Source organism: Staphylococcus lloydii (assembly GCF_015775975.1).
In the GTDB taxonomy this organism is placed as follows: domain Bacteria; phylum Bacillota; class Bacilli; order Staphylococcales; family Staphylococcaceae; genus Staphylococcus; species Staphylococcus lloydii.
Map to the genome: position 1 here is coordinate 524,526 of NZ_CP064056.1, position 23,304 is coordinate 547,829.

Here is a 23,304-nt window from a genome sequence, read left to right on the forward strand (position 1 = left end):
GAGAGAAAATCATGACAGAGAGAATATTAGTAGCAGAGAGAGAATTAGAAGTAAATGGTTACGACATTGATGCAATGGGGATAGTGAGTAACATCGTTTACGTAAGATGGTTTGAGGATTTGAGAACAGATTTTATTAATCAACATATGAGTTATTCTGAAATGATGAAAAATAATATTTCGCCTATTTTGATGAAAACTGAAGCGGAATATCAAATGCCTATTACAATTCATGACAAGCCAGTTGGACGTTGTTACTTAGTGAAAGCGAGTCGCTTAAGATGGGAATTTGAGTTTGAGATCAGTTCGGAACATAAAATGCATTGCATTGGTAAACAAAGTGGCACATTTTATAATTTACAAAAGCAAGCAGTAGAAAGAGTGCCAGAAGTTTTCCAAAATCTAATAAAATAGACATTTACGAAGTGAAAAAGTGCTACGTTAGATATCAATTTGTAAATGTTACAAAGAAGGTGTGAGTATGAGGCAAGAGTTACATTCCATTGAAGCATTTCACAATTTTATTGAAACACATCGCTTAACAGTATTACATGTGATGCGAGATAACTGTAGTGTATGTCATGCCGTTTTGCCTCAGGTTGAAGAATTAGTAAAAGAATATGATGATGTTGCTTTTGGCGTTATTAATCAAAGTGAAGTTGAAGCTATTGCAGGCGAACTTTCGATTTTTACAGTGCCAGTCGATATTATATATATGGATGGAAAAGAGATGCATCGTCAAGGTAGATTTATAGATATGCAACAGTTAGAAAGACAATTGTCACTTATGCATGACAGTTTAAATAAATAATACTAAAGATGAGGAGAAAATACATTTTCCTCATCTTTTTTATATCAAATGGATAATTAAGTTTAATGTTGTGCGTAGTTAGGTATAGTTGGAAATATATTAGATATGTCACAACTTAATTGTATGATACAATTGTGACATGATAAATAGGTCAAAAAAGGGGGGGGGTAGTAATGAGAGTCGAACGCATTAATGCAGATGAAGCTATTAATTTATATCAATGCATGAAACAAATAGATAAAGAAACTCAGTTTATGCTCTATTTACCAGATGAACGTACATTTGAAACATTAAAATTATACGAAGATATACAACACAATTATTACGTTGGCGTGAAAAAGAATGATGGCACAATTGTGGGCTATATATCATTACATATTAGCAATATTGAAAAAGTGAAACATAAAGGTTATATAACGACTGGTTTAATGGAAGAATATCAACAACAAGGGTTTGCTACTAAAATGTTTGAGGAAACCATTGCTTGGGCAAGGAACCAAGATTTAAGACGTTTAGAATTAACAGTGCTTACTCATAATAATCCAGCCATAAATCTATATGAAAAAATGGGCTTTATGATAGAAGGCATTAAAAGAGAATCTATCTATATGGAAGGCTTGTATCATGATGAATTATACATGGCTAAAATGTTAAATAAAGAAGAGCCATTAGCAGAAGCGAATCTTTGGTAAAGATACATAAAATAACTTGTAATTGTTTTTACTAAAAATTTGTAGTTATTTCATTTAAAATAATGGTAAGAGCATTATGGAGGAATAACAATGATACGAAAATTATTAACTATTGCAAGTGCGAGCGTGTTAGCATCTTATGTTTATACTAAAGTAAAAGCTAAAAGGAGTTATCCTAGCTTTTTATTTGAGACAATGTTTAGACTGAGTGGTATGAAAAAAACTTTCTCGAGTATAGAGGATGCTCAAGTTTCGCTTGAAAAAACTAAAGCCACGACTAAAGGTGAATATGAGGGTACAAGTTATCATTTTAACAATGATGTTGTTGTACAGACCATCGATAATTCAAGTGTATATGTTGTAAATGCACAAGAAAATAGACAACAAAACGTTATACTATATATTCATGGGGGCGCATGGTACCAAGATCCATTGAAACACCACTTTGAATTCATTGATTTGTTAGCTTCATCAATGAATGCCAAAGTGATTATGCCAATATATCCTAAAGTGCCTCATGCTGATTACCAACAAACGTTCAATTTACTTATGAAAATATACAAACAAATCATAACTACAGTTGAAAGTGCGCATCAAATTACGATTATGGGCGATTCGGCCGGAGGTCAAATTTCATTATCCTTTGCACAATACTTAAAGCAAGCACAATTATTACAACCGAGTAATATCGTGTTAATCTCACCTGTATTAGATGCTACTTTTAGCAATCCAGAAGCGCCAATATATGAAAAGGTAGACCCGATGTTAGGCATAGAAGGTAGTAAATTCTTCACAGAACTGTGGGCGAATGATTTACCTTTAACAGATTGGAGAGTATCACCGATAAATGGAGATTTAGAAGATTTAGGTCATGTTACTATTGTTATAGGTACAAAAGAAACCATTTATCCAGATAGCTTAAAATTATCTCAAATGCTAAACAGAAAAAATATTAAACACGATTTTATTCCTGGATACAATCTGTTCCATATTTTTCCTATCTTTCCTATTCCAGAAAGACAACAAACAATTGAACAGTTGAAATGCATCATCGGCAAATATTAATGATAATAGGCACTTACTAGTAAGTTTAATAGTAAGTGCCTTTTTAATACGTTGATTATTGCGTGTTGTACAGAATTTTTGAATATCCTTTAAAACATGAATGCAAAAACAGCCCATTAATGACTTTTATGTGCTGTTTAATGATATTGATGGCTTAAATTTAATGCTTGGCTATTTCAAGTTTTTTATATATTTAGGTAACATCTCGGTGAATAAGTCGATAAATGTAAGGTAGATATCTTTATCAACATGTTCGTCAACTTGGTGAGCTTGGCTAATATGACCAGGACCAAACATGATGAATGGGAAGTTTTCATCTTTATGTTCTAATAAATCTGAAGCATCTGTAACGCCTGGGGACGCAAGTGCTGATAATTCAGTATTTAAATATTTTCTCCCCATTTCTTGTGCTAATGTTACTAAGCTATTTTTACCTGTTGTATAAACTGGATCTCGAGACATGTATGTGTCTACTTTGATGTTAGTGTCTTCAGTTTCAACTTCTTTTAAAATTTCGTTGAAATAAGATACGAATTGCTTGTTATCATGTTCAGGTATAGTTCTAATATTAAATTCGGTTTGCGCAAATTCAGGGATAGAATTAACCTGTGTACCTCCATTAAATAATGTAGCATTTAAAACAGGGTCCCCTAATAAATCATTTGTTTTATCGAATTTTTTGAAGTTTTCATCGGCTTTATAAATAAACTTTACTAATGGAGAAATAGCATTGAAACCTAGCTTAGGCATTGAGCTATGTGCAGCTTTACCTGTAGAACTTACACGAATATCCATAGAACCTTTATGTGCATATATAATTCTATCTTGAGAAGGTTCAGCGATAATAAGCGCGTCGACATCATCCATGTAGCCTTGGCTATGGTAAAGTTTTGCACCTTCACCAACAATTTCTTCGCCGGCAGTGGCAAGTAAACGGATAGTACCTTCTTGTAATAAGCCTTGTTCATGAATATCAATAAGACTAATTACAAATGAAGCTAAACCAGATTTCATGTCAGCTGAGCCTCTACCATACAATTTCCCTGATTCTTCAGTTAATTGGAATGGATCATACGTCCAATTATCGATATTCCCAGCAGATACAACATCCATATGACCTGAGACGCCTAATACAGGTTTACCTGAGCCAATTTCTGCAACTAAGTTTGCTCTTGTGTCGCTAATTTTAATAATTTCAGAATAAATATTGTGTGCTTTGAATAATTGGTGTAAATAGTTACATACATCTAATTCATTATCGTTAACTGACTGAATATTAACTAAATCACTTAAAATCTGAACCTTTTCAGCATCTGAAAATTTACTCATAAAAAAACCCCCTTATTTTATCTCATCTTAATTGTAACTAAAAGCGCGTTATTAAATGAAATATAAGGGGTTATAATAATAATTTAAATTATGAAATTGAAGGGATTTTTGTTGGTAGGTTATATAAAGCATGTGTTATATAGGAGTGCGAAGAATTTGATATGAGTTGGAATTGTAAATTTTGAGAGAATTTATAAAATGATGAGTTGCTATTAGTTTTATTTGCGGTAGAACTTTTTATTTGTTCAGTATTTTTACCGTCTGTGACAGCACCTTTCATGTCATTGCCTTGCATACTGCCGATTAAAATTAAGATTAAATAACTACTAGAAATGATTAAAATTGTCCCTAAATAAATACCAACAGCTAACTTTACAGGTTTACGCATACTTTAACAACCTCCTAAATGGCTTATATCTGAGTACACTTTCAAATTACCACGTGTTTATTAAGTGAACGTAAATTGAAAGTTAAAATTTAATGAAATAATATTATAGGTAGATATTGTATGCTTATCGATAAAAAATAAGGCTAATACAATGAATTTTTATTGATAATTAAGCTATGATGTCAGCTATCGTTTTTAATATTGAGTGTAAAGTTATATAATTAGTATAACTTAATGAACTTACGGTTAGATTTAGGAGGCGATTTAAATGAACTACATTAAACATATAACATCGTCCGATGGAACTAAGTTGTATACTAAAGTTAATGAAGGCTACACTGATAACTATGAAGATAGTGTTAATGTTATTATCGTCCACGGCCTTGCTGAACATTTAGACCGTTATGACGAACTAGCAGATAGGTTACAAATTAATGGTTTCAATGTCATTAGATATGATCAAAGAGGTCATGGTCGTTCAGAAGGTGCACAAACTTATTATGATAATGATAGCCAAATTGTAGAAGACTTGCAGGCAGTGGTTTCTTTTGTGCGCACGACTTATGGTAATAATATATTTCTAATTGGTCATAGCATGGGCGGTTATACTGTCGCACTCTATGGTACATTTTATCCTAATCAAGTGCGTGGCATTGTTACTTCTGGCGCGTTAACACGCGATAATAAAGGGTTGTTTAGTGAAATTCTTGAGGACAGTACTTTACCTAAAGATAGTTATATCGACAATGCGCTAGGTGAGGGTGTGTGTTCTGATAAAGATGTACAAGCAAAATATGAGCTAGATGACTTAGTAGCTAAGCGTATTTCGCGAGGTTTAATTTACAGCCTTGATAGTGGTGTCGATAAATTAAAAACGCATGCAGCGCGCTTTGTCGATGATGTACTTATTATGCATGGTTTAAATGATGGCTTAGTAAGTTATGAAGACGCATTACAATTTTTTAATGAAATAGGTTCTACTAACAAATCATTACGTATTTATGATACATTAGAACACGAAATTTTAAATGAGAGTAAGTATAATAGTACAATTTTCGAAGATATTATCGATTGGATTCAGTTAAAGCAAAGCGAACAATAAGATATAAAGCAACCCATTGTTAGCAAGTATTTAACTGCATATAAATAGAGGTAAATTAGATTGGTTCATTTGCATTTTGTGTGCAATGGATATAACTAGAAATGATAAGTGGAAATTGCTATTATAATAGTCATAGCCAAAATAATTCTAATAAAATATAACTTTAAATTTAAAATGACGATTGCAATTTATGTGATAAAAAAACACTTATAGAGATTGCAATTTATACTATAAAAATACTTATAAATTTTCATTCAAACTAGGCAGAAAAATAGATTGAATACTTAGGAGGAAAATTAAATGATATATGCTGGTATATTAGCTGGTGGCGTAGGTTCAAGAATGGGAAACGTGCCGCTACCAAAACAATTTTTAGACTTAGACGGGAAGCCAATATTGGTACATACGGTAGAGAAGTTTCTATTAACAAGTGAATTTGACAAAATTTATATTGCTACACCTCAAAAATGGATTTCGCATACGAAAGACACACTTCGTAAACATGATATCACTGACGAAAGAGTTGTAGTCGTTCAAGGTGGTGCTGACCGTAACGAAACAATTATGAGTATTATTAATGCCATCGAAGCGGAAAATAAAATTACTGATGAAGACGTTATCGTTACGCATGATGCAGTAAGACCATTCTTAACGAGACGTATTATTAAAGAAAACATCGACGAAGTAATTAAACACGGTGCGGTAGATACAGTAATTACGGCAACTGATACGATTATTACCTCTAAAGATGGCGAAGCAATTGATTCTATTCCAGTACGTGACGAAATGTATCAAGGTCAAACACCGCAATCTTTTAATATTAATCTATTAAGAGATAGCTATAATGCTTTATCAGAAGACGATAAAAAAATACTTACAGATGCTTGTAAAATTTTAGTCGTAGCTGATAAGAAAGTAAAACTCGTATTAGGCGAACTATATAACATTAAAATTACAACACCTTATGATCTAAAAGTCGCAAACTCAATCATAAAGGGTGGGATGCTGAGTGATTAACCAAGTTTATCAACTCGTAGCGCCAAGACAAATTGAAGTAACATATAATAATGAAAATATTAAAAGCGACAAAGTTATCGTTCGACCTTTATATTTATCAATTTGTGCGGCCGACCAAAGATATTATACTGGCAGTAGAAACGAGGCTGTATTAGAAAAGAAATTACCAATGTCTCTTATTCATGAAGGCGTCGGTGAAGTAGTTTACGATAATAAAGGTCAATACAAAGCGGGTACTAAAGTAATCATGGTACCTAATACACCAACTGAAACGGACGATGTAATTGCTGAAAATTATTTACCTACGAGTAAATTTAGATCAAGTGGCGTCGATGGTTTTATGCAGGACTATGTCTTTTTAGACCATGACCGTATCGTTGAAGTTGAAGATGATATTGACTTAAGCACGATTGCTTTTTCTGAACTTGTTTCAGTGAGTTGGCATGCACTTCAACGTTTTGAACGAAAATCAATTTCCAATAAAAATAGTTTTGGTGTATGGGGAGACGGCAACTTAGGATATATTACTGCTATTTTACTGCATAAATTATACCCAGAAGCTAAAATTTATGTATTTGGTAAAACAGATTATAAATTAAGCCACTTTTCATTTGTAGAAAATGTTTATCACATTCATAATGTGCCAGAAGGCGTAACGTTCGATCATGGTTTTGAATGTGTCGGTGGTAAAGGTAGCCAATCAGCTATCGACCAAATCATTGATTTAATTTCACCTGAAGGTAGTATTGGCTTACTTGGTGTAAGTGAATATCCGGTTGAAATTAATACGCGCTTAGTATTAGAAAAAGGAATAACAATGATTGGTAGTAGCCGTAGTGGTGCACAGGATTTCCAAGACATTGCTAAATTTTATAAAGAAAATCCTGATGTCGTTGAAAAATTATCATTACTTAAAGGTAATGAATTTGAAGTGAAAACAATCGATGATGCTGTTAAAGCTTTTGAAGCAGATTTATCTACTTCATGGGGTAAAACAGTTATTAAATGGACGATGTAATATAAATGATCATGAATGGTAGAAGAGAGGATTTTAAAATTGAGTAAATCGAAAATAATAATTGACGATATATACTGGGAACGTATCCAATTATTTATTGAAGGTCATGTTGAAGCACTGGAGATAAACAACAAAAATTTCATGTTAAGAAATTTAACTGAAACAAAAGAACTATACGCAAATGATGTCAAAGTAGAAGGCGATAAATTTACAGCACGTTTTAATGTGGCTATTTTAGACGATGGAAACTACTTACCAAATGGTGAATATCTTCTAGTATATAAAGGTGATTTTGATTACATTGCAAATATTAATACGTCATTGTTAGACCCATCTAATTATGAATTAGATGAAGAACAATTAGAAGAATATGAGCTCATTGAAACTCAAAATGGTAAAAATAATTTCTTACTGGATCATTTTAAGTATGTGTTTAAAAGAGGCGGCAACTCTAAGAAAACAAATTATACTGTGAAACCTATGATTTCCAGTGAAGTAAATGAATTTGTCTTAAAAATAATTTTCAAAATGCCAGCACCGAAGTTAAATCCAGTAGCGAAGAAAATTATGGAATATCAAGTGAAATTTAATAAGTATTCATATAATATTCGTAACTTTATGTTCAAAACAATATTTTATGTGACGAAATTTTTCCATATGAGAAAAGGAAATCTTGTACTGTTCACTTCAGATTCAAGAGCTGAAATGTCTGGTAACTTTGAGTACATTTACAATGAAATGTTACGCCAAAACCTTGATAAGAAATATGATATTCGTTCACTTTTTAAACATAATATTTCTGCGCGTCGTAATTTCTTCGATAAATTTAGATTTCCGTATTTATTAGGTAAAGCAGATTATATTTTCGTCGATGATTTCCATCCTTTACTTTACACTGTGAATTTTAGAAAGAGCCAAGAAATTATTCAAGTTTGGCATGCCGTTGGTGCATTCAAAACTGTAGGCTTTAGTCGTGCAGGTAAAAGAGGCGGGCCATTCTTCAATTCTGTAAATCATAGAAATTATACGAAAGCATTCGTTTCTGCGGAAAATGATATTCCATTTTATGGTGAAGCTTTCGGTATTAAAGAACGCAATATTATCCCTACTGGGGTGCCTAGAACTGATATTTTATTCGATAAAGATTACGAACGTAAAATAACTGAAGAAATGGAAGAAGAATTACCGATTATTAAAGGTAAGAAAGTTATTTTATTTGCGCCAACGTTCAGAGGGCATGGGCACCATACAGCACATTATCCTTTCTTCAAAATAGACTTTGCTAGACTAGCAAGATACTGTGAAGAAAATAATGCAGTTGTGTTATTTAAAATGCATCCATTTGTGACGAATAAACTTAATATTCCAAGAGAATATGAACAATATTTTGTCGATGTTTCTGACATTCGAGAAGTGAATGATATTTTATTTATTACTGATATTTTAATTAGTGATTACTCATCTCTTGTATATGAATTTGCCGTATTCAAAAGACCGATGTTGTTTTATGCATTTGACCTTGAAGATTATATTACTTCAAGAGATTTTTATGAACCATATGAAACGTTTGTACCTGGTAAAATTGTACAATCATTTGATGACTTAATTACAGCACTTGATAACGAAGATTTTGAACAAGAAAAAGTACCTAAATTCTTAGACAAACACTTTAAATATCAAGATGGTCGATCAAGCGAAAGATTAGTAAGAACATTATTTGGAAGTTAATTAAAGTAATATGATATAAATTTGAACTGAGAGCGAAATAATATAAACTAATTTGAAGATTATAGCTTTAAATTAATCTGTGAGAGGGTATATTTATTTTGCAACTCAGTTCTTTTTTTAGGAGTGAAAAAGAAAGCATGAAGTTTACGATTATTGTACCGACATATAATTCCGAAGCATATATTGAAGAATTAATGAATAGTTTGAAAAACCAAACTTATGATAGCAATGATTTTGAAGTTATTGTAGTAGATGATTGTTCTAAAGATGATACTTTAAAGAAAGTAAAAAAATACAATAAAGACTTAAATTTAACTGTAAAAAAATTAGACGCTAACTCTGGGGGACCAGGTAAGCCTAGAAATACAGCATTAGCTTTAGCTAAAGGCGAATATGTATTTTTCGTCGACTCTGATGATTATATCAATGTAGATACATTGCAAGATGTATCTGACTTTGTAGATGAAAATAATTCAGACGTCATTTTAGTAAAAATGGAAGGCGTTAATGGACGTGGTGCGCCACGCTCTATGTTTAAGAAAACAGAAGATGGTTTAACGTTAGCCCATTCAAGAATTATTTATACATTAAGTCCTACTAAGTTTTACCGTACTGCTTTATTAAAAGAACATAATATTTATTTCCCGGAAGACTTAAAAAGTGCGGAAGACCAACTCTTTACAATGAAAGCTTATGTACATGCGGACAATATTGCAACCCTAGCCGATAAATCATATTACTATGCTACAAAACGTGAAGGTGAGCATATGAGTTCGGCCTATGTGAAACCTATAGATTTTTATAAAATCATGACGCTCATCGTAGAAGAAATATTGAATAGTGACTTAGAAAATAAAAAAGAAATCATTGGCCAATTTATAACGCGACATTTTTCATTTTCACGTACACGAAATTTCTCGCTCAACGTAAAAGCTGATCAAACGGCAGTATGGATGGAGGCACTCGGTGATTTCGTTCAAACAGTACCTAAAGAAGCAGATCAATATGTAAACGAAGACATACGACCTTTATTATATTATGGACGTAATAAAGATTTTAAAAACTATAAAATTGTCGAACAAAGTTATAAGAATGGGGAATTTTATAATTCAAAATTAGAGGGTACAGCGCTAAAAATTCAGTTCGCTGAAAACGAGCCTTTCTTCTCTTTTGAAAATATTACACAACCTGACGTGAAGATGTCACAGTTTGACTTTAATGATCAAGGTTTCACTATTGAATTACAATTGGTAAGAACTATATTCGATCCAAATCATACATCAGCTTCAATGAGAATTAAATTACTATCTCGTAATAAAAAAGAAGTAATTTATCTCCCGCTTACTGTTAATAATCAAAATCGTTTTAAATTTGTAGCAAACTTAGATGAAATGATGACATATTTAAAACATGAAAAAGTGTGGGACGTGGTACTTGAAGTTACACTCGGGGAAATGACTTTTGATAAACGTATTGGTAGTAATCGTAATAAATATAAGTATAAAGCAGAAACAAGCACGGTAGGTAAACAGGCTAATAATTATTTCAGATTCACACCATACTTCACTAAAGATTATGATAATTTATCGTTCTATGTTACGCCAATTAAAGTCGATGATATATTTACAGTGGCTCCGAAAGGAAGACAAAAATTAGAATTAACATGTAATGAATTCAACTACATATTAACTGAAGGACTAACTTCAATCGTTGTGAAAGACGGCTTCACTTATGGTTATTTAAGTAAAGTTGGTAACGGTGCAGTATTTAAGTATGTTCTTGAATTACAAGATAAAATAAAATCAAAAATGTTCAAAAATTCATTCAAATTAGAAGCGCAAAATTTAACTTTGAATTTTAATAAAGAGAAATAACTGTCATTTATTAAAAGAGGGTCACTACTTATTAGTTGTAGTGACCCTCTTTTAATTTTTCATAATTGTGCTTAACACTTATGTATATAACTTTAAATAATGTAGTGACCCTTTATCCACTAGTACTTCAAGTGGAACGTTATGCTTATGAACCTTTATGTAATCATTTGGCGTATTAACTTTACTAAAATTATCTAAAAGCATTTTATCCAATTGCAACGTATCTATTGATGTATTGTTAGCAAGCGGTTTAGTAAAAAGATTTGATGATGGCCCTAACACACGATTGAACACTTGAAAATGTTGTGTGAATTCATGCTTAATCGTTATAAGATATTGAGATGAAGCGTTTATAGTATGAGCGCCATCATAAAATAATATTTCAAAAGTATTGTCTTTAGTCATTAATAGACCTAATTCATGAAAATGGATGTTTTGTCCCATAAACGGTAGTAGCATGCTGTATATATGAATGAGTGACATACTGCTAGTTGATGGATTTAATACCGCAATATCAGTGTTGTGCTCTTGTAATAAAGGGAAGCCGAAACCTCCTATATGTTGTGATAATTCTATTAGAAAACGGCTGATTTTTACATCATTGATTTCTGTATAAGCATTGAAATAATTATTAATGTCATCCGTAGCAATATGTGTAAATATTAATAACTTAGCATATGATTTAAGGTCTTTGATGAAAGAAAGTAAGGCTTCGCAACCATTAATAGTTTGTGTAGTATGAGTTAATTTGTAAATTAATGTAGCAAAATGTTGATTAATAAAATAAAAGTCCATATTTGAGTCACGCACAAAATTAATCGTGGACGCAAAGTTACTTTGAGGTTTATTTATATAATTATCTAACGAAGCACCTATATTAATATTAGGGTATCGTTTACGTATAAGTCTTTTTAAAGAATCAAGTTGTGTAGCTGATAAACAATCATCATGTATAACGAATTTAATAGATTTATAGTAAGGATAGTAAGTACAGTTACTATCTATAATTTTTAACAACTGTCGTTCAAGTAATTGATAGAAAGCTATGGAATATATGGGCAATACCAAGCAACAATTTTTACTTTTTAGTTTAGGTAGAATTGCTAATATTAGTTTAATATTGAAAGGTGTGAGATTGCTTGTTGCCAGTTGTTCTATATATATGTGCGGTTTAGAGAAGTTCGTTAAATTAAAATAGTCGTCTTGAATGTGTATCAACTTGCTTAACGTCGCAATATCTTTAATTGTGATAAACGTCATTGGTATCGGGAACGATTGAGTTTGCCAAGACGTGTTTAAATTTAATGTATATGGTAAGGGTGTTGTCTCTTGTTGTTGGTTATTCGTGAGCAACTTATTATAATCCTGAGTTATTAAGTTAATCTTTAAATCGCTTTGGCATAAGGACATTTGTTTATTGTATTGATGAATATATACTTTAGGAGGTACGTTTAAGTATGATTTGAAATGTTTGGTAAAAGTACTTAAATTCATAAAACTATAGGCTCTTGCAACACTTTGTATACTTTGGTTAGGTGATAACAAATCATGTAATGATAAAGCTATTTTTAGGCTGATTACATAATTTTTAAAATGCATACGCATGACGTTGGAGAACAAAATAGAAATATAAGATTGTGATATGAAAAAATGTTGTGCGACGGTTTGAGTATGTATGGCATCGTTCAAGTGATTATTTATATAAGTTAATATATCATTCAATAATTTATGTTTTGTTGTGACTTGTGGCACATACGGATGAGGCAAAGTGCATTTAGTCTCTTTAAGCAATAAGGAAATAATGCTGCCAATGTCACTCGTTGAAATTGTTGTATTACTATAACGGATGCATAGATGAGGCGTAATAAGATGATGCAATACATTTGGATTATTGAGTAAATCAAAGTCGAAATAACAATGTGCAAGCGATGTTTCACGTTCTATGAATAACGTTAAAGGAATTCTCAACTCTATCAGTTCATTCACGCTGAGGTATTGATAAAGATCACAATTGTTAATTATAAGCCCATTTTGGATATGGTGAATGGTGCCATTTACATTCACTACATTTGTTTCGGAAAGGGGTATTAAAATGATGACTTCATTAATGCAACGCTTGAGCGGCGTAGTAACATTATTAAGAATTGAAAGTGTACTCGTCATAATAAAACCTCATGTAATTAGTTATTTTATTTATTTTAACTGTTACTTTAACAATTATGGAGGTTAATAACTTATTATTATTTAGATTATGTGTAAAAGTAATAAAATAAGATGTCAGTTTTGTATTTTTTGTAGTTATCATAAATTTTAGTAATAAATAGGCATGTCTATTTAATAAAATGGTTTCTTCATTACGTAGTTTAAAGTTAAATTTTTGTATTAATAATGAGACGTGCATTGCAAAAATGATAGTAACAATTTGTATTGTGAGTAATGTATTGTTTCAAATTTTAAATTTTGGCTAAATAAATAATAATATGTATGTGTTTAAGAGGGGGGCAGTAATATGTATAAAGTAATCGTTTTAGATGTATATGGCACGATGTTTGATGTGAATTCTATTAAAGACTACATTGAACAATATGATGATAAGCATGCTCAAGAAATAGCTAATCTTTGGAGAAAAACACAGTTACACCACGCCGCATTAAGACAAGTAATGCAACGATATATCCGTTATGATGAAGTGACAAAAAACGCTTTGCGTTACGCTTTAGACGTTTATGAAGTTAAGCATAGTAGAGAAGATATTAATAAATTATTCGATGGTTATCTACATTTAGATTATTTTAAAGAAGTACCTAAGGCCTTTGTTGAATTAAAAAATAAAAATTTAGAATTGGCAATATTATCTAACGGCAATGATAATATGTTAAGAACTTTAGTTGATAATTCAGCTATATCTGAACATATCGATGCTATCATGAGTGTTGATGAAGTTAAACAATATAAACCGAGCCCGGCCAGTTATGCGCTTGTATTAAAATATTATCAAGTTAAAAGAAGTGATATTTTATTTGTTTCTTCTAATACATGGGACGTAAATGGTGCAGCGAACTTTGGATTTGATACGGCTTGGGTTAATAGAAATAATGAAATATTTGATGAAAATGGTGCAGAACCAACAATTACGGTGAATAATCTTAATGAATTAGTGAAATGGTTAGAAATGAGAAAATAAAAAAGACCAGTACAATAAATGTCGATCATTCGACAAACATTGAGTACTGGTCAAAATATAACGTTCGAATTATTCAGTTAGATCCAATTGATAGAAAGCTAAGTCTAACCACTGATCAAATTTATAGCCCACATTTGTTATTGTGCCTGAATATGAGAAATTGAATTTTTGTGCAGATGTATACTTTTATCATTTGTTGCATCGATACCAGCGACAATTGTTTTATAGCCTTTAGCTTTAACATCAGTTAACAAGTCAGTTAACAATTTTTGAGCAATGCCATTTCCACGATAGTCTTTATCAACATAAATTGAATGTTCAATTGTATATTGATATGCCGGCCAATCTCTAAATGAACCATAAGTTGCAAATCCTACGGCTTTATCTTCTAATTCATAGACAAAAATAGGCTCATTATTCGCTTTTTTAATGTCAAACCATTGCGCTCTATTTTCAAGTGTTTGCGCCTCATATGTATATACTGCAGTAGTATTTAATATGGCATCATTATAAATTTCTAGTATTGCAGGTAAATCTTCTTTTGTAGCAAAACGTATCATACAATCATCCCTTTAATTTTCATCTAGTTTCTTTTTATATTAAATTTACTATAATTGCAAATTAGTGTAAGGACTTTTAACACATAAGTAGTTGAATTGTAGCTTAAAAATTTTTCTATATTGTGCTATATTTAATAATAACTAAATTGATAAAGGAAGTTATGCATGAAACGATGGACGAATAGAGCCATGACTGTCATTGGGGTTTTGCTTATTTTAGCGGCTATTGCTATTTTCTTAAAGCCTCATATAGAAAATTATCTACAACAACGGCATGATCAGCAACAAGTTACACGATACGATAAGGAACATACACACCAGTCAAAGGCAACAATACCTAAAGATAAATCACAGGCAGCAGGCGTGCTTTCTGTACCCGATGCTAAAATTAAAACGCCGGTTTATCCTGGACCAGCTACACCTGCACAACTCAAGCAAGGTGTAAGTTTTGCAGAAAAAGACGAATCGCTTAATGATCAAAACATTGCCATTGCTGGCCATACTTTTACAGATAGAGCACATTACCAATTTACAAATTTACCAGCAGCCAAAAAAAATAGCAAAGTTTATTTTAAAGTGGGCAACCAGACAAGAAAATATAAAATAGTAAAAATATATGATGTAAAACCTTCTGATGTACAAGTACTCGATGAACATCAAGGACAAAAGAATCAATTAACACTCATAACTTGCGATAATTATAATGAGCAAACTGGTGAATGGGATGATAGAAAAATATTTATTGCTCAAGCAATTTAAAAAGACTAGGACAAAGTTAAGGCGTAAACACCTCTTAATGTCCTAGTCTTTTTACGTTTTATTTTTTCAGTTCATTAACAAAGCGTTTTGTTATTTCTTTAGGTCTTGTAATTGCGCCGCCCACAACAGTGCAATGAACACCCAATTCTGTAACCCTCGCAAACATGTCAGGCGTGATAACGTTACCTTCAGCGATTACTTTCGTATTTACTGTCTCAAGCACGGATTTTAAAAATTCAAAATCATTGTCATAAAGTTTATGACTTTGTGTATATGACGTGTAACCTCTGAGTGTAGTACCTATATAGTCAAAACCTAATTCTTCAGCATATTTTGCTTCTTCGATAGTAGAAATATCTGCCATAATTTCTACGTTTGGTGCTTTGACTCTAATATAGTCTACTAATTCAGCTAATGTTTCTTTAGGGCGTTCTTGATCTGTAGCTTCAAGTGCTATAACTTCACATTGACTTTCAATTAATTCATCTACTTCTTTAGAAGTCGCTGTGATAAATACTTTTGAATTATCATAGTCTCGTTTAACTATACCAATTACTGGTAACTCAACTACTGATTTAATTGCACTAATATCTTCTTTCGTATTTGCTCTAATTCCTACCGCTCCACCTTCGTATGCGGCTAATGCCATTTTTGACATGATAAAAGATGAATGTAGAGGTTCGTCAGGTAAAGCTTGGCATGAAACTATAAGTCCCTGAGGTAACATAAAATATACACGCTCCATTACATAGAATTTATAAAAATAGTGTTATGTTTTGCAATATGTACAATATAACATTAAGAAAATAATAATCAATAGTTTATCTTATAATGAAAAAGTTTTTCCTTTATATTACAATATATATAAATAAAAGGGGGAAATAATCATGAAATTTGATAATAGAGTGCAACGTTATAAGCATTTATTTACAAAGACAGATAAACAAATAGTTGCATACATCAAAAGCAGTGAGTTTGATGATACATTTTCAACTATAAATTCATTGGCTCATGCTGTAGGCGCGTCACCTGCTACTGTTACAAGGTTTTCCAATAAGTTAAAATATGAAAACTTTCAAGATATGAAATTTAATTTATTACAAGAGATGACGAATAATGAAATTGAAAATAGTCCATTAATTCAAAAAATCCATAACTACCATCAAAACACAATTCAACAAACAGGTGAATTTATTTCAGACAGTAGTATTAAAAGTTTTGTAAATCAAATAATGCGCAGTAGACAAATTATATTTGCAGGTATTGGGAGTTCAGGACTTTCAGCCACAGAGTTTTATTACAGAATGATGCGCATGGGGTTAAAAGGGAATGTTTCTACAGATTCACATCAAATGAAAATATTTGCTTCGTTATTAACGGCTTCAGATACGTTCGTTGCCATTTCAAATAGTGGTGAAACGGAAGAACTCATTACCGCTGCCAATATTGCGCATGAAAAGGGTGCTTTTGTAGTCGCAATTACTAACTACCAAGGTAGCGGATTAACTGAATGTGCAGATTTAGTATTAATTACGACCGATCAATCAAGGACAAATGATAGTCGTTTCATTAATACACAAATAGCTACTTTATTTTTAATCGATATCGTTAGTTATTTATTACTAGATGATGATCATCTGCATAAAGTCTACAACAAAACGACAGATGTCATATTAAACGATAAATATCAATGATGCATTGCACAATAAAAGGCTACACGAGCAAAAAATGAAAATGTTTTTCATTTAATTAATATATATTGATAATAATTTTAACTCAAGTTATATTATAGGTAATCGGGGGTGGCAGAGTGAAAAACATTTTTGAAAAAGCACAACAATTCGGTAAATCATTTATGTTGCCAATCGCTATTTTACCTGCGGCAGGGTTACTATTAGGTATTGGCGGGGCGTTGAGTAATCCTAATACGATAAAAGCTTATCCGATATTAGATATTGGGCTATTACAAAATATATTTACTTTAATGTCGTCGGCAGGCAATATTGTCTTTCAAAATTTAGCTGTCATATTTGCAGTAGGTGTTGCTATTGGATTAGCGAAAAGTGATAAGGGGACTGCTGGGTTGGCAGCGATGTTAGGTTTTCTAATCATGAATGCATCAATGAATGGTTTGTTAAATATATCTGACACGCTAGCTAAGAGTAACTTGCCAGAACATGGTCAAAGTATGGTCTTAGGTATCCAAACAGTCGAGACAGGGGTCTTTGGTGGTATTATTACCGGCGTGATGACAGCTGGTCTTCATAATAAATTTCATAAAATTGAGTTGCCACCGTACCTTGGGTTCTTTGGTGGTTCGAGATTTGTGCCAATTGTCACTGCTGTTGCTTCTATAATACTAGGTATAGTGATGTTCTTTATTTGGCCTACTGTCCAACATTGGATTTTTAATGTAGGTGGGTTAGTTAATAAAACTGGTGTTATTGGGACATTTTTCTTTGGTTTTATTTTACGTTTGTTAGGTCCATTTGGTTTACATCATATTTTTTATCTGCCATTTTGGCAAACCGCACTTGGTGGCAGTATGGAAGTTAAAGGTCATCTAGTACAAGGAACACAAAATATTTTCTTTGCACAACTTGGCGATAGTCACGTGACAAAATTTTATTCAGGTGTTTCTCGATATATGTCAGGTCGCTTTATTACGATGATGTTTGGGTTATGTGGTGCTGCATTGGCCATTTACCATACTGCTAAACCAGAACATAAAAAAGTAGTTGGTGGACTTATGTTATCAGGTGCACTTACTTCATTTTTAACTGGTATTACCGAACCACTAGAATTCAGTTTCTTATTTGTTGCACCAGTATTGTATATTGTACATGCATTATTAGATGGTCTAGCTTTTATGATGGCCGACATTTTTAATATTACGATTGGGCAAACATTTAGTGGAGGTTTTATTGATTTCCTTTTATTTGGAGTTTTACAAGGCAATAGTAAAACAAACTATTTATTAGTAATACCTATAGGCATAGTTTGGTTTATACTCTATTATGTGATTTTTAGAACGTTGATTGTGAAGTTGAATTTGAAAACACCGGGTAGAGAAGATAAATCTGCAGTACAACAAGTTGATACTACAGGCCGTGCAAAAACGATTGTAGAAGGTTTAGGCGGAAAAGAAAATATTGAAGTTGTTGATTGTTGTGCGACACGGTTGAGAGTTACATTAAAAAGTAATGATGCCGTTGATAAAGAAAAACTTAAAGCAACTGATGCAAGAGGCGTAGTACAAAAAGGGAATGGTGTACAGGTTATATATGGGCCTCATGTAACAGTTATCAAAAATGAAGTCGAAGAATTATTAGAGCAAGATAATCAATAATAAACATAAAAAAGTATAATATAGGTAATGTATTAGACATGAAGTTATATAAAATGGGTGGTATAAATATGAAAGTTATTAATTTGAAAGAAAAGCAATTAGCAAGTGAACATGTAGCTACAGAAATTGTAAAATTAATTATTTCAAAACCCAATACGGTATTAGGTTTAGCTACGGGTGGAACAATGACTGATGTATATGAATATTTGGTAGAGTTAATTAATGCCAATAACTTAGATATGAGTGATGTTGTAACGTTTAATTTAGATGAATATGTAGGCTTAAGTCCGGAAGATAAGCAAAGTTATCATGAATATATGCAAGAACGTCTGTTTAAATACAATAATACTTGGAATGACAACAATATTCACATACCTAGTGGGGTAGGTCCTGATTTAGAAGTTGAAGCATATAATTATGAGCAACAGATTGGGCAATGTGGACCCATAGATTTACAATTACTAGGGATTGGGGAAAACGGTCATATAGGATTTAATGAACCAGGTACTTCTTTTAATAGTCGTACACGCGTAGTTAATTTAACGCCTTCTACTATTCAAGCCAACAGTGTAAACTTTGATAACGTTGATGATGTACCAGTGCAAGCAGTATCAATGGGATTATCATCTATTATGGGGGCAAATCATATTATATTATTAGCCTTTGGCGATAAGAAAATAGACGCTGTTAAACGCTTATTACAAGGCGATGTATCAACTGATTTACCTGCATCTATATTACATCAGCACCAAAATGTAGATATTTATGTAGATGATGTAATTTTTAATAAGCTTAAAGAGGATAATGAACTGTAAGTAGTGACTTTATAACAAAAGAGACGAGGCATCAATTGATGTCTCGTCTCTTTTATATTTCAAAATCAAAGTAATTTTGCTATTGCTCCGATAAGCGCCGCGTTATTTAATGATAAAGTGGTTTGAATTTGGGCATGACCATAATGATGTGGTAAAAAGAATTCTAATTTTGGAACAATGTAGTTTAATAGATTTTCGCCTTGTGCCGATATAGCACCGCCAATAAGAATAACATCAGGATCATAAATGATTTGTATTTGCGCAATACCCTCAGCCAAATAGGTGCTCCATTCATTTAATATATCATTAGCCAACGCATCCCCTTTTTTAGCATCTTTAAAAAGTTGTTTAACATTTGATTCATAACGATAATTTTTAGTTTTCATAAGTTGTTTGAGGCCAGAAGTGGAAGCTCGAGTTTCGAATGTCGTTTCGCTATGGCTATCGTAAAGTAAATAACCAATTTGGTTAGCTCGATGCCTTGCGCCTGTGTGAATCCCCAAAGTACGATTATAAAACGCACCGCCAATACCAGTACCGATAGTTAAGCAAAAAATATTATCTTGACGATAGTTATGGTAAGTTAGCTCTCCAAGTAACGCCGCGTTTACATCGTTCAGAACGGCAATATTTGAATATAACGGAGCTAAATAATCTTTAAAATTTGTCCCTTTATAATTAGGTATTGTCGGACCACTATACACAACAGTTCCTGCTTCATCATCAATGACACCAGCACTTGAAATACCTAAATCTAAATTATTGATGGCGTATTTGTCTTTATAAGATTTAGCAATGCGATAAACTTCGTCGATGATCAAGTCTGTCTCATTGTTAGGTGTTGGAACGCTATTACTTTCGACAAATGATAAATCGTCAGCGTTGATAACTGCCGAATTGATATTTGTGCCACCGATATCAATTGCTACTTTATAATTACTCATTTTGCTCCTCCTCAAAGATGATTTTATTTTAAAATGAAAAATATTTTCATTAACTTAACGTATGTTTGATTAATATTTTCAAAAATCTATTGATAACTTAAATGTTAGCGTTTACAATTCAAGCTGTAAAGTAAAAATTTTAACGAGCTATTTAATGAATGGCTATGTTACAACATTATGAAAACGGAGGGTTTTTATTATGCGTGAAGAAATGAAAGGTTTATATGCAGCATTATTAGTTCCTTATGATGAACAAGGTCAAGTTAAAGAAAAGGCTTTAAAAGAATTTGCATTAAATGCTATTGATAATGAAGGATTAGACGGCTTGTACGTTAATGGAAGTTCAGGGGAAAACTTTTTAATTAATACAGCTCAGAAAAAGCAAATCTTCAAAATTGTTAAAGAAGCGGTTGGGGAAAAAGCACAACTTATCGCGCAAGTAGGTTCTTTAGATTTAAATGAAGCAATTGAGTTAGGGAAATATGTTACAGAATTAGGCTACGACGCTATTTCTGCCGTAACACCTTTCTATTACCCTTTCTCATTCGAAGAAATTAAAGATTACTATTTTGAACTTATTAAAGAAACTCAAAACGACTTAATTATTTATGCAATTCCAGGATTAACTGGAGTGGATATTTCAATGGAACAATTCGAAGAATTATTCTCAAACGAGAGAGTTATTGGTGTTAAATATACAGCACCTGATTTCTTCTTGCTTGAAAGAATACGTAAAAATTTCCCGGATAAATTAATCCTTTCTGGTTTCGATGAAATGTTAGTACAAGCAGCTGTTTCGGGCGTTGATGGTGCTATCGGTTCTACTTATAACGTTAATGGTAAACGTGCGCGAGCAATTTTTGAAAATGCTCAACAAGGACACATCGAAAAAGCCTATGAATTACAACACGAAACAAACAACATTATTGAACCTGTATTAGAGATGGGGCTCCATGGTTCATTAAAAGAAATACTAGCTTCTAGAGGATTAGAAAGTGGCTTACCAAAACGTCCGTTTAAGCCATTTAATGAAGATAATAGACAAAAACTAGAAAAATTAATTAAACAGTATAACTTATAGTTTGTAACAAAGGGGATGGGTTATTATGCAACAAGTAGGATTTGGCGCATGGAATTGGGTCGCGTTATTTATCTATCTTATTGTCATGTTATTAGTTGGTGCTTATTTTACTAAACGTGCAGGTAAAGATACCGATAGTTTCTTTACTGCAAGTGGTAGATTACCATCTTGGGCCGTAGGTTTTTCTATTTACGCAACAACGTTAAGTGCCATTACTTATATGTCTACGCCAGAAAAGGCGTTTTTAACAGATTGGTCTTATATTGCAGGGAATGTAGCTATTATTGCTATTATTCCATTATTAATTTATTTTTATGTACCATTCTTCAAAAAACTTAAAATCACTTCTGCTTATGAATATTTAGAAGCACGTTTTGGACCAAGTATACGTGTTATCGGTTCATTATTATTTGTGCTTTTCCATTTAGGTCGTATAGCTATCGTTATATATTTACCAACTTTAGCTATTACTTCAGTATCTGATATGAATCCATATGTTGTAGTCACATTAGTAGGATTACTATGTATCGTTTATACTTTTCTTGGTGGTTTCGAAGGGGTCGTATGGAGTGACTTTATACAAGGCGTTATTTTATTAGGCGGAGCGATTTTAATTATTATTCTAGGTGTTTTCTACATGCCTGGTGGTTTCCATACATTGGCTCACGATGCAATCGAACACAAGAAAGTTATTAGTGCCGATAACTGGAAAATTAACAGTGCTGCAGCAGCAATACCTGTTATCTTTATTGGGAATATTTTCAACAATTTACACCAATATACGGCGAGTCAAGATGTTGTACAACGTTATCAAGCATCATCTTCATTAAAAGAAACAATAAAATCATTATGGACAAACGGGGTATTAGTAATTATCTCTGCACCTATTTTCTATGGTATGGGAACGATGTTGTACTCTTTCTATCGTCATGCTGATAGTCTACCGAAAGGTTTTAACACTTCATCAATCGTACCGTACTTTATATTGACAGAAATGCCTCCGTTTGTAGGCGGCATTTTAATTGCAGCTATATTTGCAGCTGCTCAATCTACAATTTCATCAAGTTTGAATTCAATTTCAGCTTGTATATCTGTTGATATTAAACATAGATTCTTTAGTAAAAGAAGTGACAAATCAGAAGTTAAATTTGCTAGATGGGTCATAATCATTGCGGGGATTTTTGGTTATGTGATGTCACTTTACTTAATCGCATCAAATTCTAATGATTTATGGGATCTATTCTTATTAATTACTGGACTTTTTGGTGTACCGTTAGCGGGTGTGTTTGCCGTAGGTATCTTTACGAAGCGTGCAAACAGTTTTGGAATTATCGTTGGTTTAATTTTAGGTGCGATAGTCGCATATATAATGAATAAATTTGGTGGGGATAATTCTCCATTTATCGTGTCGATATTATCATTTGTTATCGCATTTGGTGCTTCATACTTTGCTAGTTTCTTGGCACCAAAATATAATAAAGATATTACGGGACTTACAATTTATGAGAAAAATAAACCTTCAACATATATTGCTAAAGTTAAAAATGCGGATTCAAATACTTAAGTTAACATTTTCAAGCAAACTATTA

The 23,304-nt window shown here is 32.2% G+C and carries 21 protein-coding genes and 1 pseudogene; 16 read left to right on the forward strand and 6 right to left on the reverse strand.

Translation table 11 applies throughout. The annotated features are described in order from the left end of the window. Positions 1–8: 8 nt before the first annotated feature. The 4 genes from ISP08_RS02295 to ISP08_RS02310 all read left to right on the forward strand — a co-directional run bounded on the left by ISP08_RS02295 (position 9) and on the right by ISP08_RS02310 (position 2,567). Positions 9–413 carry an acyl-CoA thioesterase gene (locus ISP08_RS02295; RefSeq protein ID WP_239682610.1) on the forward strand — a complete coding sequence of 135 codons (405 nt, stop codon included), beginning with the start codon at positions 9–11 and terminating at the stop codon, positions 411–413. 67 nt (positions 414–480) lie between these two features. After that, a complete protein-coding gene (locus ISP08_RS02300) occupies positions 481–810 on the forward strand; it encodes a thioredoxin family protein (protein WP_195719220.1) in 330 nt (109 codons plus the stop codon). A gap of 173 nt (positions 811–983) precedes the next feature. Further along, complete coding sequence (locus ISP08_RS02305) at positions 984–1,502, forward strand: GNAT family N-acetyltransferase (RefSeq protein WP_195719221.1); 519 nt, start codon at positions 984–986, stop codon at positions 1,500–1,502. A gap of 90 nt (positions 1,503–1,592) precedes the next feature. After that, entirely contained in the window at positions 1,593–2,567 is a 975-nt protein-coding gene (locus ISP08_RS02310; RefSeq protein ID WP_195719222.1) for an alpha/beta hydrolase fold domain-containing protein, read from the forward strand. Between the two features lie 171 nt (positions 2,568–2,738). Here the strand turns inward: ISP08_RS02310 and ISP08_RS02315 are convergent, their stop codons facing one another. Beyond that, positions 2,739–3,896 (reverse strand): ArgE/DapE family deacylase, encoded by a 1,158-nt coding sequence (locus ISP08_RS02315; RefSeq protein ID WP_195719223.1) that lies wholly within the window; start codon positions 3,894–3,896, stop codon positions 2,739–2,741. 88 nt (positions 3,897–3,984) lie between these two features. Continuing rightward, positions 3,985–4,284, reverse strand: coding sequence for a hypothetical protein (locus tag ISP08_RS02320; RefSeq protein WP_048793874.1), 300 nt, complete (start codon positions 4,282–4,284; stop codon positions 3,985–3,987). 268 nt (positions 4,285–4,552) lie between these two features. On the opposite strand from ISP08_RS02320, the gene ISP08_RS02325 reads away from it, so the two are divergent. The 5 genes from ISP08_RS02325 (at position 4,553) to ISP08_RS02345 (ending at position 11,023) form a co-directional block, all read left to right on the forward strand. Further along, complete coding sequence (locus tag ISP08_RS02325) at positions 4,553–5,386, forward strand: alpha/beta hydrolase (protein WP_195719224.1); 834 nt, start codon at positions 4,553–4,555, stop codon at positions 5,384–5,386. A 300-nt stretch (positions 5,387–5,686) separates the two neighbouring features. Continuing rightward, complete coding sequence (locus tag ISP08_RS02330; RefSeq protein ID WP_048793876.1) at positions 5,687–6,403, forward strand: D-ribitol-5-phosphate cytidylyltransferase; 717 nt, start codon at positions 5,687–5,689, stop codon at positions 6,401–6,403. Next, positions 6,396–7,421, forward strand: coding sequence for a ribitol-5-phosphate dehydrogenase (locus ISP08_RS02335; RefSeq protein WP_048793877.1), 1,026 nt, complete (start codon positions 6,396–6,398; stop codon positions 7,419–7,421). The genes ISP08_RS02330 and ISP08_RS02335 overlap by 8 nt, the downstream gene beginning before the upstream one ends. Before the next feature lie 39 nt (positions 7,422–7,460). Continuing rightward, a complete protein-coding gene (tarL, locus tag ISP08_RS02340) occupies positions 7,461–9,149 on the forward strand; it encodes a teichoic acid ribitol-phosphate polymerase TarL (protein WP_195719225.1) in 1,689 nt (562 codons plus the stop codon). Positions 9,150–9,286: 137 nt separating this feature from the next. Then, positions 9,287–11,023 carry a glycosyltransferase family 2 protein gene (locus ISP08_RS02345; protein ID WP_195719226.1) on the forward strand — a complete coding sequence of 579 codons (1,737 nt, stop codon included), beginning with the start codon at positions 9,287–9,289 and terminating at the stop codon, positions 11,021–11,023. A 78-nt stretch (positions 11,024–11,101) separates the two neighbouring features. On the opposite strand, the gene ISP08_RS02350 is transcribed toward ISP08_RS02345, so the two are convergent. After that, positions 11,102–13,009 carry a helix-turn-helix transcriptional regulator gene (locus ISP08_RS02350; protein WP_196931187.1) on the reverse strand — a complete coding sequence of 636 codons (1,908 nt, stop codon included), beginning with the start codon at positions 13,007–13,009 and terminating at the stop codon, positions 11,102–11,104. Positions 13,010–13,532: 523 nt separating this feature from the next. Here ISP08_RS02350 and ISP08_RS02355 point away from each other — a divergent pair. Further along, entirely contained in the window at positions 13,533–14,207 is a 675-nt protein-coding gene (locus ISP08_RS02355; RefSeq protein ID WP_195719228.1) for a haloacid dehalogenase type II, read from the forward strand. Positions 14,208–14,276: 69 nt separating this feature from the next. On the opposite strand, the pseudogene ISP08_RS02360 reads toward ISP08_RS02355, so the two are convergent. Further along, positions 14,277–14,767 (reverse strand): annotated as a pseudogene (locus ISP08_RS02360) (N-acetyltransferase family protein). Positions 14,768–14,932: 165 nt separating this feature from the next. On the opposite strand from ISP08_RS02360, the gene srtA reads away from it, so the two are divergent. After that, the gene (gene srtA, locus ISP08_RS02365) at positions 14,933–15,526 is read left to right on the forward strand and encodes a class A sortase SrtA (RefSeq protein WP_195719229.1); all 594 of its coding nucleotides are present in this window, start codon (positions 14,933–14,935) and stop codon (positions 15,524–15,526) included. A 58-nt stretch (positions 15,527–15,584) separates the two neighbouring features. Here the strand turns inward: srtA and ISP08_RS02370 are convergent, their stop codons facing one another. Beyond that, positions 15,585–16,253 carry an N-acetylmannosamine-6-phosphate 2-epimerase gene (locus tag ISP08_RS02370; RefSeq protein ID WP_048793884.1) on the reverse strand — a complete coding sequence of 223 codons (669 nt, stop codon included), beginning with the start codon at positions 16,251–16,253 and terminating at the stop codon, positions 15,585–15,587. Positions 16,254–16,413: 160 nt separating this feature from the next. Between ISP08_RS02370 and ISP08_RS02375 the strand changes: the two genes are divergently transcribed. The 3 genes from ISP08_RS02375 (at position 16,414) to nagB (ending at position 19,690) form a co-directional block, all read left to right on the forward strand. Continuing rightward, a complete protein-coding gene (locus tag ISP08_RS02375; RefSeq protein ID WP_048793885.1) occupies positions 16,414–17,220 on the forward strand; it encodes a MurR/RpiR family transcriptional regulator in 807 nt (268 codons plus the stop codon). Between the two features lie 116 nt (positions 17,221–17,336). Next, the gene (gene ptsG / locus ISP08_RS02380) at positions 17,337–18,875 is read left to right on the forward strand and encodes a glucose-specific PTS transporter subunit IIBC (RefSeq protein WP_195719230.1); all 1,539 of its coding nucleotides are present in this window, start codon (positions 17,337–17,339) and stop codon (positions 18,873–18,875) included. Positions 18,876–18,943: 68 nt separating this feature from the next. After that, entirely contained in the window at positions 18,944–19,690 is a 747-nt protein-coding gene (gene nagB / locus ISP08_RS02385) for a glucosamine-6-phosphate deaminase (protein WP_195719231.1), read from the forward strand. A 65-nt stretch (positions 19,691–19,755) separates the two neighbouring features. Here nagB and ISP08_RS02390 read toward each other — a convergent pair whose 3' ends face one another. Next, the gene (locus tag ISP08_RS02390) at positions 19,756–20,634 is read right to left on the reverse strand and encodes an ROK family protein (protein WP_195719232.1); all 879 of its coding nucleotides are present in this window, start codon (positions 20,632–20,634) and stop codon (positions 19,756–19,758) included. Positions 20,635–20,833: 199 nt separating this feature from the next. Between ISP08_RS02390 and ISP08_RS02395 the strand changes: the two genes are divergently transcribed. Both ISP08_RS02395 and ISP08_RS02400 read left to right on the forward strand, forming a co-directional pair. Beyond that, positions 20,834–21,715, forward strand: a complete 882-nt coding sequence (locus tag ISP08_RS02395) for an N-acetylneuraminate lyase (protein WP_195719233.1) — start codon at positions 20,834–20,836, stop codon at positions 21,713–21,715. A 25-nt stretch (positions 21,716–21,740) separates the two neighbouring features. After that, positions 21,741–23,279: a sodium:solute symporter family protein gene (locus ISP08_RS02400; protein WP_195719234.1), complete on the forward strand. Its 1,539-nt coding sequence runs from the start codon at positions 21,741–21,743 to the stop codon at positions 23,277–23,279. Positions 23,280–23,304 lie beyond the last annotated feature (25 nt).